Genomic DNA, 14,442 nt, shown 5'->3' on the forward strand with positions numbered 1-14,442 from the left:
AGCGCCGACATTCAGCTGTTCCACTAGTAGTTGTTGTATTCCGAGAAGACAACCGCGTTGCCTTCGCTATCGGTCGCGAGCAGCGTCAAATAGTTTCCCTCATCGTCGGTGCCGCCTCTCGAATTGATGGACGGAATCACCGGAAAAGTCGATCCCATCGACTCGAGTTGGGCGTGCGTATCTTGCAGGGAGTCGACGACCAAGCTGGCTGAGCTGTTGGCGCGCCCCGGCGCAACGCCCTCCGCGCGATCCGCGGCATAGATACCGAATACGGACTTGATACCCCAAAAGCCGTACCAGGATTCGTCCGAGTACGGCTTCCCGAAGCTCATCGTGTCGCCGTAGAAGTTCCTTGCGGCTTCCAGATTCGGCTCTGGTGTCTCGACGTAGTCCAAGTTCTTCACCTCGCCCGTGGGTTGGTGCATTTTGGTGATGAAGGTTTCAAAGAGTTGCATGCCGCCCTGGGCGCCCGTTTCGAAGATGTGCGTCACGAAGGCGACCTGCTTGAAGGGATGCTCACCCTGACCCGAAAGCTCTCGTTGGTAGGTGACGATCGCACCTGCGCCGAAGCGCTTGGCGCGCAGAGCTCGGATGGTCATGCTTGCGGCCAGACCGGACTTCGAGCGGTCGTACTGATTCCAGTTCGCAGCAAGACCGTCTCGGATACCGGTTGGGCCGCAATCGATGCCGCGATCATTGATCCGGCTGCTATCGAACCACCGGCTGTCGTTCCCTATTCCCGCGGCCATGACGGCGCGGGGATCGGTTCGCAGCCAGGCGTTCTCGAGCGCTTGGACCGCGGCGACGACGTCCGCGGGCGTGCCGTCCTGAGCCTGCACGGAGGGTACATCCGGCGCGGGATGGTCACCAACGGGGTAGACCCGTTGCATCAGTACGAAGACGTTTGCGGCGGGGTCGCTTCCCACCGCGTAAAGGTCGGAACCTCGACGTCGTATGCCGGTGAGGAATGTGGTGCCGGCGGCCTCAAGGCGCGCAACGGTTTTGACGAGATCGTCCACATCTATCGTATTGTATCCATTCGGGAGGCCCGGCCGGACCGGTGCGAATCCGTCGAGGCCGGTGTTGTCGAGAACCAGACGCGGACCGCCCATGTCGAATGCGGCATATGTCGGAGTCTGGACCTCTGGTTCCCCAACGAACTTTGAGTAGAACCGGACGGCGCGCGCTAGGTCAGTGACCGGATAGGTGAAGTCGTAGCGGAAGCTCGCCGTGCCCGACTTCGCCGGCATCTTGGTCACCGGGTCGTAGGACAGCCACCACGAGTCCGACTCGTGCGAGAGCTTCCAGCAGCCGCCCTCTTTCACGAATGCCTGCAGGATCAGGCCGCGGTTGCCGTAGGCCCAGTCGCTGACATGGTTGGCAACGCTCGTTATCTCTCCGGACACCAGATCTGCCCAATAAAGCGCGGTGGCGGTCTGGCCCTGGACAGACACTTCGGCGCGGCGGATGGTCATGTTCGCCGACCGCGTGTGACCGTCGGGGGCGAGCTCGAGGAAACCCCACTCGTCGGGCAAGCCGCGCGCCACCTCCTGCGGGCCGGACTGGATACCTGCAGACCACGACGTCAGGCGCGTCACGTCCGGCGTGACTCGGTCCACGTATGCGGCAGGATCAGCGCCGATCCAGGACTGGTGCAATGCCACGATGGTGTCCATGACGCCCCGAACGTCCGCGTTCGAGGCATCCGCGGCGACGAGCTCGGATGGGTCGAAACCGACCCTGCCTGCTGCGCCCGCCGGCGGCGTCGTTGTGGGGCAGGAGCCGGGCGCGGCCGGCTTGAGTGCTTGCCACCAAGGTCGGGACGCGGAACAGCCGACGAGCGTTGTCGTGACCAAGCACGGGACGAGCGCTGCCACGAGCACGCGATTTGGCATGGCACTACCTCGAAGTCTTTCAGCAGGCAGCTCCTATTCAAACGCGCCGGCGCGTTGGTTGGCGACGCGACCGCCACATTGCGCGGCATCTAGGATGAAGGAAGCGCGAACTTGTCAATGAGCGGGCGGCAACCCCACGGTCGGTGCCTCTGGTTTCGCGCCCGAATACCGTGATGGTGCGTCAGCGGCCAACTTGGTTTGTTAGTCGAACATATGTTCTAATGGAGTCCCCTGCCCGGCCCGCTCGCTGCGGGTGATGTTCAGAAGGAGATCGCCGAACGATGACCGTAGACACTCTGTCAGCTGAAGCGCCGTCCACCGACTCCGACACTCCCGCCGCCACGGCTGCATTCGTTGAGCCCACCGCGGTTGGCGCTACGCCGGCGTCCGACGCGGCAACCCCTGAAGCTTCCGCCGGCCAGAAGCCAAGGAAGGCCCCGGCCAAGAAGGCGACCAGCAAGAAGGTCAAGTCTCTTGAGCTGACCCTCACTGTCACCGGCACGGCCGACGGCGAATGGCGCGCGGAGCTAAAGCAGGGCACCACCTACCTGGCCCGCAACCTCGCGGTCGCGGCCGCCGCCGTCTCGCGCGCCGCCAAGGAACTGCATGAGGAGCTCGCCACCCCAATCGACGAGGTAATCGAAGAGGCGCGGTCCCAACAAGCCGCCAGGGTCGTCGCCCTCGAAGCCGAACTGGAAGCCGCTCGCAAAGTCCTCGCCGACCTGGACTGAGGTTCCCGAGCGGTTTGCACGTCACAGTTTCACGGTCTTACGCATCGAGAGGCGCCGCCGGGCACTGCGAACACCTTGCGAGGCAACACCTTCGGGTGCCCTCCTAGCGCCAGGTGATCAACGACCAGCACATCGACCCGGTCATGATCACTTCGGTGGGCGCGGACGGTATCGAACCGCCGACCGCTGGTGTGTAAAACCAGAGCTCTACCACTGAGCTACGCGCCCTATATGCCCGCCGCAGGCTACACGCCTGGACGCCCGGACCTCAAACTCTCAGACCCGCAAGGCCGCCAGCGCATCGGTCCACAATCGCTGATCGCGAGCCTCGCCGGGCTCTTTCATCTCGGCGAATTGGATGATCCCGGATCGGTCGACGACGAACGTGCCGCGATTCGAATAGCCGGCCTGGTCGTTGAACACGCCGTAGGCCTGGGCGACCTCGCCGTGCGGCCAGAAATCCGATAGCACCGGAAACGTGAACCCGCTTTCGATGGCCCAGATCTTGTGCGTCGGTGGCGGACCCACCGAGATCGCCAGTGCCACGCTGTCTTTGTTTTCGAATTGGGGCAGGTGATCGCGCAGCAGGTCCAGTTCGCCCTGGCAGATCCCGGTGAACGCCAGCGGGAAGAACACCAGCAGAACGTCCTTGTCGCCGCGATAGCCGCTCAGCGTGATGCGCTGCTGGTTTTGGTCGCGCAGAGTGAAATCGGGGGCTGTCGTCCCGACCGGCAGCATTAACGCTTCCCGGCGCGCGACTTCGGTTGCACCAACCGGCTGGCGCTCCAATCCCCCAGGTTGACCGACGACGTCGGCATCAGGCCGGCGGTCGGAGCAGCCTCGGCGATCTCCGCGGGCAGAACGTGGCCAGGCTTACCGGTCTTGGGGGTCAACACCCAGATCACGCCATCCTCGGCCAGCGGGCTGATGGCGTCCATCAGGGTGTCCACCAGGTCGCCATCGCCATCGCGCCACCACAGCAGCACGACGTCGACGACCTCGTCGGTGTCCTCATCGAGCAGCTCGGAGCCGCAGGCTTCCTCGACCGCCGCGCGGATGTTGTCGTCGGTGTCCTCGTCCCAACCGAACTCCTGGACAACCTGGTCTCGTTGCACGCCCAGTTTGCGAGCGAAGTCCGAGGCGTCATCCGCCGCGACCACCGTGGATCCTCCTTAACAACACACCGTGCGCGCCATGCGATTGGGGATTATCGTCGCACAGCCAGAACCTGGTTCACACTCCACCTCAGAAGGACGCCAGGCAGAGTTTCAGCGCCTTGGTCTTGGTGTCGTTGAGTTGATCGACCCGCCGGTTGAATTCACCGGTCCCCGCGTGGGTGCCGATCGCGTTCGCCACCCCGTGCGCCGCGTCGATATAAGAGTTGAATGCGTCCTTCAGCTGCGACGACAGGGCATCGTTGAAATTGTTGCCCACCGTCGAGGCGCTGTTGTTGAGCGCATCGATCGCCGGGCCTTCGAACGGGCCGGTACCGCGGCCGCCGTTGAACGCCCCGACATAGGCATTCACCTTGTCGATCGCTTCCTTGCTGGTGGTCGCCAGCGAGTCGCACGAGCTGCGCACCGCCTTGGTCGTCAGCGACTGTTGCCGCTGGGACTCCCGAACGCTCGACGTCGCGATCGAAGCGGACACCGATGACGACACCGACTGCCGGTAAGCCGGCGCGACCTTCGTGTCGGGTGTCGCCGTGCCGTTGGTGACAGTGGTGCACCCCACGATGCCCATCAGCGCGGTTGCGATGCAGCCAAGCGCCAGCACGCCACGCTTGGGGAACTCTCCCCCACGCGTGCGCGGGACGACTTTCCATCCGGTGAGCACGGGTTCTGACGTTACCGGGTGGGCGATTGCTGTTGCCCCCGACGCACCGAGGTTTGGTGTCGGCGGGTGACCCTTGGCAGGCGAACCGATTGCGGCTACCCGCCCGAAGCGCCGGTACGGCACGATAGAAGACGAACACGCATGCAGGTAACCGCCGAGAGCAGGAGTAGTGCGTTGACGACCGAGTTCGCACGCCACGATCTGGCCAAAACCCCAAGCAACGGAAGCGAACCCGATCGCGTCCGGGTGATCCGCGAGGGCGTGGCGTCGTATCTGCCCGACATCGACCCCGAGGAAACCTCGGAGTGGCTGGAGTCCTTCGACGACCTGCTGGCGCGCTCGGGCCCGGCGCGGGCGCGCTACCTGATGCTGCGGCTGCTGGAGCGAGCGAGTGAACAGCGGGTGGCCATCCCGGCACTGACGTCGACCGACTACGTCAACACCATTCCGACCGAGCTGGAACCGTGGTTCCCCGGCGACGAGGACGTCGAGCGGCGCTTCCGCGCGTGGATCCGGTGGAATGCCGCCATCATGGTGCACCGCGCCCAGCGTCCCGGAATCGGCGTGGGCGGCCACATTTCGACGTACGCCTCGTCGGCGGCGCTGTACGAGGTCGGTTTCAACCACTTCTTCCGTGGCAAGACGCATCCCGGTGGCGGGGACCAGGTGTTCATCCAGGGCCACGCGTCGCCGGGGATTTACGCGCGCGCTTTCCTGGAGGGCCGGCTGACCACCGACCGGCTCGACGGCTTCCGGCAGGAGCACAGCCACCCGGGCGGCGGCCTGCCGTCCTACCCGCACCCGCGGCTGATGCCCGATTTCTGGGAGTTCCCGACGGTGTCGATGGGCCTCGGCCCGATGAACGCCATCTACCAGGCCCGGTTCAACCACTACCTGCACGACCGCGGCATCAAGGACACCTCCGATCAGCATGTGTGGGCGTTCCTCGGCGACGGCGAGATGGACGAGCCGGAGAGCCGCGGCCTGATCCAGGTCGCCGCCAACGAGGCGCTGGACAACCTGACCTTCGTCATCAACTGCAACCTGCAGCGGCTCGACGGTCCGGTGCGCGGCAACGGCAAGATCATCCAGGAGCTGGAGTCCTTCTTCCGCGGCGCCGGCTGGAACGTCATCAAGGTGGTCTGGGGCCGCGAGTGGGACGCCCTGCTGCACGCCGACAAGGACGGCGCGCTGGTGAATTTGATGAACACCACGCCCGACGGCGACTACCAGACCTACAAGGCCAACGACGGCGCCTACGTCCGCGACCACTTCTTCGGCCGCGACCCGCGCACCAAGGCCCTGGTCGAGCCGATGACCGACGCCGAGATCTGGAACCTCAAGCGTGGTGGCCACGACTACCGCAAGGTCTATGCCGCCTATCGGGGCGCGGTAGACCATAAGGGACAGCCGACGGTGATCCTGGCAAAGACGATCAAGGGTTATTCGCTGGGTGCTCACTTCCAGGGCCGCAACGCCACACACCAGATGAAAAAGCTTGCGATAGAAGACCTTAAGTACTTCCGCGACGCCATCCGGATTCCGATCAGCGACGCTCAGCTGGAGGAAGACCCCTACCTGCCGCCCTACTACCACCCGGGACCCGACGCCCCCGAGATCCGCTACATGCTGGACCGGCGCCGCACGCTGGGCGGCTTCCTGCCAGAGCGCCCGACCAAGGCCAAGGCGTTCAAGCTTCCGAGCCGCGACATCTACGCCGCGCTGAAGAAGGGCTCGGGCACCCAAGAGGTCGCCACCACCATGGCGACGGTCCGAACCTTCAAAGAAGTGTTGCGGGACAAGGAGATTGGCCCGCGTATCGTGCCGATCATCCCGGACGAGGCACGCACGTTCGGGATGGACTCGTGGTTCCCGTCGCTGAAGATCTACAACCGCAACGGCCAGCTCTACACGGCCGTCGACGCCGATCTGATGTTGGCGTACAAGGAAAGTGAAGTCGGGCAGATCCTGCACGAGGGCATCAACGAAGCCGGGTCGGTGGCCTCGTTCACCGCGGCCGGCACGTCGTATGCGACGCACAACGAGCCGATGATCCCGATCTACATCTTCTATTCGATGTTCGGGTTCCAGCGCACCGGCGACAGCTTGTGGGCCGCGGCCGATCAGATGGCGCGCGGCTTCTTGCTCGGGGCCACCGCTGGACGCACCACCCTGACCGGTGAAGGCCTGCAGCACGCCGACGGACATTCGCTGCTGTTGGCCGCCACCAATCCGGCGGTGGTGTCCTACGACCCGGCGTTCGCCTACGAGATCGCCTACATCATCGAGAGCGGGCTGGCGCGGATGTTCGGCCAGAACCCCGAGAACGTCTACTTCTACATCACGATCTATAACGAGCCGTATGTGCAGCCGCCGGAGCCGCACAACCTCGATCCCGAAGGCGTGCTGCGTGGGATCTACCGCTACCAAGCGGCCACCGAGCAGCGCACCAACGCCGCGCAGATCCTGGCCTCAGGGGTCGCGATGCCGTCGGCGGTCAAGGCCGCCGAGCTGCTCGCCGCCGAATGGGATGTGGCCGCCGACGTGTGGTCGGTGACCAGCTGGGGTGAACTGAACCGCGACGGGCTGGCGATCCAGCGCGAGCAGCTGCGCCACCCCGAGAAGACGGCCGGCGTCCCCTACGTCACGAAGGCGCTCGAGGGCGCAACCGGACCGGTGATCGCCGTATCAGACTGGATGCGGGCGGTGCCCGAGCAGATCCGGCCGTGGGTGCCCGGCACTTACGTCACGCTGGGCACCGACGGGTTCGGCTTCTCCGATACCCGGCCGGCGGCCCGGCGGTACTTCAACACCGACGCCGAGTCGCAGGTGGTGGCGGTGCTCGAAGCGCTGGCCCGCGACGGCGAAATCGACCCGTCGGTGCCGATCGCGGCGGCGCGTCAGTACCAGATCGACAACGTGCAGGCCGCCCCGAAGCAGACGTCCGATCCCGGGCCCGGCGCATAGGTCGGCTTCCGCCGAACGTGACACTGCAGTCACGGTGGGCACCGAGCGTGGCTGCAGCGTCACGTTCGGCCGGGGGTGCTTGCCCGTACCCCGTGACACCCCGGTAAGACCCCGCCTGCTTTATGGGAAAGTTCCAGAAATCAGGCGTAGCTTTTAGGGGTGAATGACAACCCCTTCGCTGGCCCATTTGCCAAGCATCCGAGGTCACCCCTCGAAACCTTGGATACGGTCCCGGAATCCGTGCTGCGTCGGCTGAAGCAGTATTCCGGCCGGTTGGCCACCGAAGCAGTGTCGGCCATGCAGGACCGACTGCCGTTCTTCGCCGAACTGGAAGCCTCCCAACGCGCCAGCGTGGCGCTGGTCGTGCAGACGGCCGTCGTGAACTTCGTCGAGTGGATGCACGACCCGCACAGCAATGTCAGCTACACCGCACAAGCCTTTGAGCTGGTGCCCCAGGACCTGACCCGTCGGATCGCGCTGCGCCACAGCGTGGACATGGTGCGGGTAACGATGGAGTTCTTCGAGGAAGTCGTGCCACTGCTGGCCCGCTCCGAAGAGCAGTTGACCGCGCTGACGGTGGGGATCTTGAAGTACAGCCGCGACCTCGCGTTCACCTTCGCCGGCGAGTACGCCGACGCGGCCGAAGCACGGGGCAGCTGGGACAGCCGGATGGAGGCCAGCGTGGTCGACGCCGTGGTGCGCGGCGACACCGGCCCCGAGCTGTTGTCCCGAGCGGCCGCGCTGAACTGGGACACCACCGCGCCGGCGACGGTGGTGGTCGGGACGCCGGCTCCCAACCGTGACAACACCAACAGCGAGGGTGCCAGCGAGCGGGCCAGCCAGATCGTCCGCGACACGGCCGCTCTGCACGGCCGCGCGGCCCTCACCGATGTGCACGGCACCTGGCTGGTGGCCATTGTGTCGGGGCAGTTGTCGCCGACGGACAAGTTTCTGGGCGATCTATTGAGGGCGTTCGCCGACGGCCCGGTGGTCATCGGGCCCACCGCGCCGATGCTGACCGCGGCCTATCACAGTGCAAGCGAAGCCATCTCGGGGATGAACGCCGTTGCCGGCTGGGGCGGTGCACCGCGGCCCGTGCTGGCGCGTGAGCTGCTGCCAGAACGTGCGCTGATGGGAGATGCGTCGGCCATCGTCGCGTTGCACACCGACGTGATGGGGCCACTGGCCGACGCCGGGCCCACGCTGATCGAAACTCTTGATGCTTACTTAGATTGCGGCGGCGCGATCGAGGCTTGCGCCCGCAAGTTGTTCGTTCATCCAAACACCGTGCGATATCGACTCAAGCGCATCACCGACTTCACCGGGCGTGATCCCACGCAACCACGCGACGCGTACGTGTTGCGAGTGGCCGCGACGGTCGGCCAACTCAACTACCCCACCCATCCCTCTAGTGTTGGTACCAGCGCGATGCCGGCGGTCCCGCTGCCGGTCAGAGGGGGTTCTGCGACGCCTTCCATGCGATAGTGATTCAGGCAACAGATCGCGGCGCGGTATCAAATACGTAGCTTGTCGAGCGGTTTTGTGGGGTTTCCACAAAAACCTAAGACGAGGTTCATAATCTGTTACACCCGCCAAAACCGTTTCCACAGTGTTCTCTTAGACACGTGATTGCATTACTCGCGCCCGGACAGGGTTCGCAGACGGAGGGGATGCTCTCGCCGTGGCTGGAATTGCCAGGGGCGACAGAGCAGATGACTCTGTGGTCCAAGGCCAGCGGCCTGGACCTGGTCCGTCTGGGCACCACCGCGTCGAACGAAGAGATCACCGACACGGCGATCACCCAGCCACTGGTCGTCGCGGCCACCCTGCTCGCGCATCAGGAGCTGACCAAGCGCGGCGTGTTCGCCGGCGAGGACTTCATCGTGGCCGGCCACTCGGTCGGCGAGATCGCCGCCTACGCGATCGCCGGTGTGATCGCGGCCGATGACGCCGTCGCGCTGGCCGCCACCCGTGGCGCCGAGATGGCCAAGGCGTGTGCCGCCGAGCCGACCGGCATGTCCGCAGTGCTGGGCGGCGACGAGACCGAAGTCCTGACCCGCCTCGAGCAGCTCGATCTGATCCCCGCGAACCGCAATGCTGCCGGCCAGATCGTCGCCGCCGGCCCGCTGACCGCGCTGGAAAAGCTCGCCGAAGACCCGCCGGCCAAGGCCCGGGTACGCGCTCTCGGTGTGGCCGGAGCGTTTCACACCAAGTTCATGGCGTCCGCGCTGGACGGCTACGCCGCTGCGGCGGCCGCTATCGCGACCGCCGAGCCCACTGCCACCCTGCTGTCCAACCGCGACGGAAAGCCCGTCACTACGGCGGCGGTGGCGATGGAAACGCTGGTCGCTCAGTTGACCCAGCCGGTGCGGTGGGACCTGTGCACCGCAACGATGGCCGAGCACAGTGTCAAGGCGATCGTCGAGTTCCCGCCCGCGGGCACGCTCGCCGGCATCGCCAAACGTGAACTTCGGGGGGTGACGGTCCGTGCCGTCAAAACGCCCGCAGACCTGGACGCGCTGGCTGACATCTAACGCCAGCTCGGCCAGTTGTAGCCAGTACAACCGCATAAGAGCACATCAATCCGATTTGCACACAACACATTACGAAGGGAAATAAGGCTGTGTCTGTTAGCCAGGAAGAAATCATCGCCGGTATCGCCGAGATCATCGAAGAGGTCACCGGTATCGAGCCTTCCGAGGTCACCCCGGAAAAGTCGTTCGTCGACGACCTGGACATCGACTCGCTGTCGATGGTTGAGATCGCCGTCCAGACCGAGGACAAGTACGGCGTGAAGATCCCGGACGAGGACCTTGCCGGCCTGCGCACCGTTGGTGACGTCGTCTCCTACATCCAGAAGCTTGAAGAAGAGAACCCCGAGGCCGCCGAGGCGCTGCGCACCAAGCTCGTCGCCGAGAACCCCGACGCTGCTGCCAACGTTCAGGCAAGGCTGGAAGCGGACAGCAAGTGACCAAGCCTTCCACTGCTAACGGCGGTTACCCCAATGTTGTGGTAACCGCTGTCGCGGCGACGACGTCGATCGCGCCGGACATCGAGAGCACGTGGAAGGGCTTGCTGGCTGGCGAGAGCGGCATCCGCGTCCTCGAAGATGAGTTCGTCACCAAATGGGACCTGCCCGTCAGGATCGGTGGGCACCTCAAAGAGCCGATCGATGACCACATGAGCAGGCTGGACATGCGGCGCATGTCGTATGTCCAGCGCTTGGCCAAGTATCTCTGCGGCCAGCTGTGGGAGTCGGCGGGCAACCCGGAGCTCGATCCGGACCGGTTCACCGTCGTGGTGGGCACCGGTCTAGGTGGCGCCGAGCGGATCGTCGAGAGCTATGACCTGATGAACGAGGGCGGCCCCCGCAAGGTGTCGCCGCTCGCCGTTCAGATGATCATGCCCAACGGTGCCGCTGCGGTCGTCGGTCTGGAGCTCGGAGCGCGGGCCGGGGTCATCACCCCGGTGTCGGCGTGTTCGTCGGGCTCCGAGGCAATCGCCCACGCCTGGCGCCAGATCGTCATGGGTGATGCTGAGGTCGCCGTCTGCGGCGGTGTCGAAGGGCCGATCGAGGCGCTGCCCATCGCGGCGTTCTCGATGATGCGGGCCATGTCGACTCGCAACGACGAGCCCGAGCGGGCGTCGCGGCCGTTCGACAAAGACCGCGACGGCTTCGTGTTCGGCGAGGCCGGGGCGCTCATGCTCATCGAGACCGAGGAGCACGCCAAGGCCCGCGGCGCCAAGCCGTTGGCCCGGTTGATGGGTTCCGGCATCACCTCGGACGCCTTCCACATGGTGGCGCCCGCGGCGGACGGTGTTCGCGCCGGTCGGGCGATGACCCGGGCGCTGGAGCTGGCGGGCTTGTCCGCCAAGGACATCGACCATGTGAACGCACACGGGACGGCGACGCCGATCGGCGACACCGCAGAGGCCAATGCCATCCGGGTTGCCGGATGCGAACGGGCCGCCGTGTACGCGCCGAAATCGGCGCTGGGGCACTCTATCGGCGCGGTCGGGGCGCTCGAGTCGGTGCTCACGGTGCTGTCACTAAGGGATGGGGTCATTCCGCCGACCCTGAACTACGAAACCCCCGATCCCGAGATCGCGCTGGATGTCGTTGCGGGCGAACCTCGCACCGGTGATTTCCGTTATGCGATCAACAACTCATTCGGGTTCGGCGGCCACAACGTGGCCCTCGCCTTCGGGCGTTACTGAGCACGAGAGGAACGTTCGTCACTCCCATGACAGAACTGGTTACGGGGAAAGCTTTCCCCAATGTGGTCGTCACCGGCATTGCCGCGACGACTGCTTTGGCACCCGATGCGGAAAACACCTGGAAGTTGCTGCTAGACGGCCAGAGTGGAATCCGTACGCTCACCGACCCGTTCGTCGAACTGTACGACCTGCCGGTTCGCATCGGCGGGCATCTGGTGGAGGAGTTCGACAGTCAGCTCACGCGTATCGAGCTGCGTCGCACCGGCTACCTGCAGAGAATGTCCACCGTCGTGGGCCGCCGGGTGTGGGAGAACGCCGGTTCGCCTGAAGTCGACACCAACCGGTTGGCGGTGTCGATCGGCACCGGCCTCGGCTCGTCCGAGGAACTGGTGTTCAGCTACGACGGCATGCGCGAGCGCGGCATGAAGGCTGTCTCGCCACTCGGCGTGCAGAAGTACATGCCCAACGGAGCCGCCGCGGCGGTCGGCCTGGAACGGCATGCCAAGGCCGGGGTCATGACGCCGGTCTCGGCGTGCGCATCCGGCTGCGAGGCCATCGCCCGGGCGTGGCAGCAGATCGTGCTGGGCGAAGCCGACATCGCCATTTGCGGCGGCGTCGAGACCCAGATCGAGGCGGTGCCGATCGCGGCGTTCGCCGCGATGCGCGTCGTCATGTCGACCACCAACGACGACCCCGCCGGCGCGTGCCGCCCGTTCGACAAGGACCGGAACGGCTTCGTGTTCGGTGAGGCCGGCGCGCTCATGGTCATCGAGACCGAGGAGCATGCGAAAGCCCGCGGCGCCAATATCCTGGCCCGCATCATGGGAGCCAGCGTGACCTCGGACGGATTCCACATGGTCGCACCGGATCCCAACGGCGAACGTGCCGGGCATGCGATGACGCGGGCGATCCAGCTCGCGGGCATCACCCCCACCGAGATCGACCACGTCAACGCCCATGCCACCGGCACCCAGGTCGGCGACCTTGCCGAGAGCAAGGCCATCAACCGGGCTTTGGGCAACCACCACCCCGCGGTCTACGCGCCCAAGGCGGCGCTCGGCCACTCGGTGGGTGCGGTCGGTGCGTTGGAATCAATCTTGACGGTCCTCGCGTTGCGGGAGCAGGTGATCCCGCCGACACTGAATTTGGTAAACCTCGATCCAGAAATCGATTTGGACGTGGTGGCGGGTAAGCCGCGGCCGGGCAACTACCGGTTCGCGATTAACAACTCGTTCGGATTCGGCGGTCACAACGCGGCGATCACCTTTGGACGGTATTAAACCCAGCGGTATTGATTCACCGGAAACAGGAGACCTGCGATGACACTCATGGCCCCCGAGGCAGTTGGCGAGTCGCTCGACCCCCGCGACCCCTTGCTGCGTCTGAGCAATTTCTTCGACGACGGCACCGTTGCCTTACTGCACGAGCGTGACCGTTCCGGTGTGCTTGCGGCATCGGGCACCGTGAATGGTGTTCGCACCATTGCCTTCTGCACCGACGGAACGGTGATGGGCGGCGCGATGGGCATCGAAGGCTGCACGCACATCGTCAACGCCTACGACACCGCCATCGAGGAGCAGAGCCCGATCGTGGGCATCTGGCACTCCGGTGGTGCCCGGTTGGCCGAAGGTGTCAAGGCACTGCACGCGGTTGGCCTGGTGTTCGAGGCCATGATTCGGGCTTCGGGCTATATCCCGCAGGTCTCGGTGGTCGTCGGCTTCGCGGCCGGCGGTGCCGCCTACGGACCGGCGCTGACCGACGTCATCGTGATGGCGCCCGAAAGCCGGGTGTTCGTCACCGGGCCGGACGTGGTGCGCAGCGTCACCGGCGAGAACGTGGACATGTGCTCGCTCGGTGGCCCCGAAACTCACCACAAGAAGTCCGGGGTGTGCCACATCGTCGCCGACGACGAGCTCAACGCTTACGAGCGTGGCCGCCGGCTGGTTGGATTGTTCTGCCAGCAGGGGCATTTCGACCGTAACAAGGCCGAAGCCGGTGACACCGACATCCACGCGCTGCTGCCGGACTCGGCGCGGCGCGCCTACGACGTCCACCCGATCGTGACTGCGATCCTCGACGACGACACACCGTTCGACGAGTTCCAGGCCAACTGGGCGCCGTCGATGGTGGTCGGCCTGGGCCGGCTGTCCGGCCGTTCGGTGGGCGTGCTGGCCAACAACCCGCTGCGGCTAGGTGGTTGCCTGAACTCCGAAAGCGCCGAGAAGGCAGCCCGTTTCGTGCGGCTGTGCGACGCGTTCGGGATTCCACTGATCGTGGTCGTCGATGTGCCGGGTTACCTGCCCGGTGTCGACCAGGAGTGGGGCGGCGTGGTTCGCCGCGGCGCCAAGCTGCTGCACGCGTTCGGTGAGGCCAGCGTTCCGCGGGTCACGCTGGTCACCCGAAAGACCTACGGCGGGGCCTACATTGCGATGAACTCGCGCTCGCTGAACGCGACCAAGGTGTACGCCTGGCCGGACGCCGAGGTGGCGGTGATGGGCGCCAAGGCCGCGGTCGGCATCCTGCACAAGAAGAAGCTGGCCGCCGCGCCCGACCACGAGCGCGAAGCGCTGCACGACGAGTTGGCCGAGGAGCACGAGCGGATCGCCGGCGGCGTGGACAGCGCCATCGAGATCGGCGTGGTCGACGAGAAGATCGATCCGGCGCATACCCGCAGCAAGCTCACCGAGGCGCTGGCGGAGGCACCTGCACGTCGCGGGCGCCACAAGAACATCCCGCTGTAAATCTCTTCCCGCGAGCGTAAGCCCACTGCGAAATATCACACCGAATTTCGCAGT

12 protein-coding genes and 1 tRNA gene are annotated in these 14,442 nt (G+C 65.4%); 8 read left to right on the top strand and 5 right to left on the bottom strand.

The genetic code is table 11. From position 1 onward, the window contains the following. Window positions 1-23: 23 nt before the first annotated feature. Entirely contained in the window at window positions 24-1,664 is a 1,641-nt protein-coding gene (locus DB708_RS08245) for a VOC family protein (protein ID WP_165839769.1), read from the bottom strand. 527 nt (window positions 1,665-2,191) lie between these two features. Between DB708_RS08245 and DB708_RS08250 the strand changes: the two genes are divergently transcribed. Next, the gene (locus DB708_RS08250; RefSeq protein WP_305803562.1) at window positions 2,192-2,626 is read left to right on the top strand and encodes a DUF6319 family protein; all 435 of its coding nucleotides are present in this window, start codon (window positions 2,192-2,194) and stop codon (window positions 2,624-2,626) included. Window positions 2,627-2,782: 156 nt separating this feature from the next. Here DB708_RS08250 and DB708_RS08255 read toward each other — a convergent pair. From DB708_RS08255 to DB708_RS08270, 4 genes are all read right to left on the bottom strand, one after another. Next, window positions 2,783-2,854 (bottom strand) — tRNA-Val (locus tag DB708_RS08255). Between the two features lie 48 nt (window positions 2,855-2,902). Further along, on the bottom strand, window positions 2,903-3,364 hold the full coding sequence (locus DB708_RS08260; protein WP_108921459.1) for a peroxiredoxin: 462 nt from the start codon (window positions 3,362-3,364) through the stop codon (window positions 2,903-2,905). Next, entirely contained in the window at window positions 3,364-3,786 is a 423-nt protein-coding gene (locus DB708_RS08265; RefSeq protein WP_108921460.1) for a DUF3052 domain-containing protein, read from the bottom strand. Before DB708_RS08265 ends, DB708_RS08260 begins: the two co-directional genes overlap by 1 nt. Window positions 3,787-3,871: 85 nt before the next feature. Further along, the gene (locus DB708_RS08270) at window positions 3,872-4,462 is read right to left on the bottom strand and encodes a hypothetical protein (protein WP_108921461.1); all 591 of its coding nucleotides are present in this window, start codon (window positions 4,460-4,462) and stop codon (window positions 3,872-3,874) included. Window positions 4,463-4,636: 174 nt separating this feature from the next. Here DB708_RS08270 and aceE point away from each other — a divergent pair, with 174 nt between their 5' ends. From aceE to DB708_RS08305, 7 genes are all read left to right on the top strand, one after another. Next, window positions 4,637-7,429 (top strand): pyruvate dehydrogenase (acetyl-transferring), homodimeric type, encoded by a 2,793-nt coding sequence (gene aceE, locus DB708_RS08275; protein WP_108921462.1) that lies wholly within the window; start codon window positions 4,637-4,639, stop codon window positions 7,427-7,429. Window positions 7,430-7,588: 159 nt separating this feature from the next. After that, window positions 7,589-8,914 (top strand): PucR family transcriptional regulator, encoded by a 1,326-nt coding sequence (locus tag DB708_RS08280; RefSeq protein WP_108921463.1) that lies wholly within the window; start codon window positions 7,589-7,591, stop codon window positions 8,912-8,914. A 140-nt stretch (window positions 8,915-9,054) separates the two neighbouring features. Next, the gene (locus DB708_RS08285; protein WP_108921464.1) at window positions 9,055-9,963 is read left to right on the top strand and encodes an ACP S-malonyltransferase; all 909 of its coding nucleotides are present in this window, start codon (window positions 9,055-9,057) and stop codon (window positions 9,961-9,963) included. 89 nt (window positions 9,964-10,052) lie between these two features. After that, complete coding sequence (gene acpM, locus DB708_RS08290) at window positions 10,053-10,400, top strand: meromycolate extension acyl carrier protein AcpM (RefSeq protein ID WP_108921465.1); 348 nt, start codon at window positions 10,053-10,055, stop codon at window positions 10,398-10,400. Further along, complete coding sequence (gene kasA / locus DB708_RS08295) at window positions 10,397-11,647, top strand: 3-oxoacyl-ACP synthase KasA (RefSeq protein WP_108921466.1); 1,251 nt, start codon at window positions 10,397-10,399, stop codon at window positions 11,645-11,647. The genes acpM and kasA overlap by 4 nt, the downstream gene beginning before the upstream one ends. 26 nt (window positions 11,648-11,673) lie before the next feature. Continuing rightward, entirely contained in the window at window positions 11,674-12,927 is a 1,254-nt protein-coding gene (gene kasB, locus DB708_RS08300) for a 3-oxoacyl-ACP synthase KasB (RefSeq protein WP_108921467.1), read from the top strand. 39 nt (window positions 12,928-12,966) lie between these two features. Then, complete coding sequence (locus DB708_RS08305) at window positions 12,967-14,388, top strand: acyl-CoA carboxylase subunit beta (protein ID WP_108921468.1); 1,422 nt, start codon at window positions 12,967-12,969, stop codon at window positions 14,386-14,388. Window positions 14,389-14,442: the final 54 nt, after the last annotated feature.

The organism is Mycobacterium montefiorense (assembly GCF_003112775.1).
Classification (GTDB): domain Bacteria; phylum Actinomycetota; class Actinomycetes; order Mycobacteriales; family Mycobacteriaceae; genus Mycobacterium; species Mycobacterium montefiorense.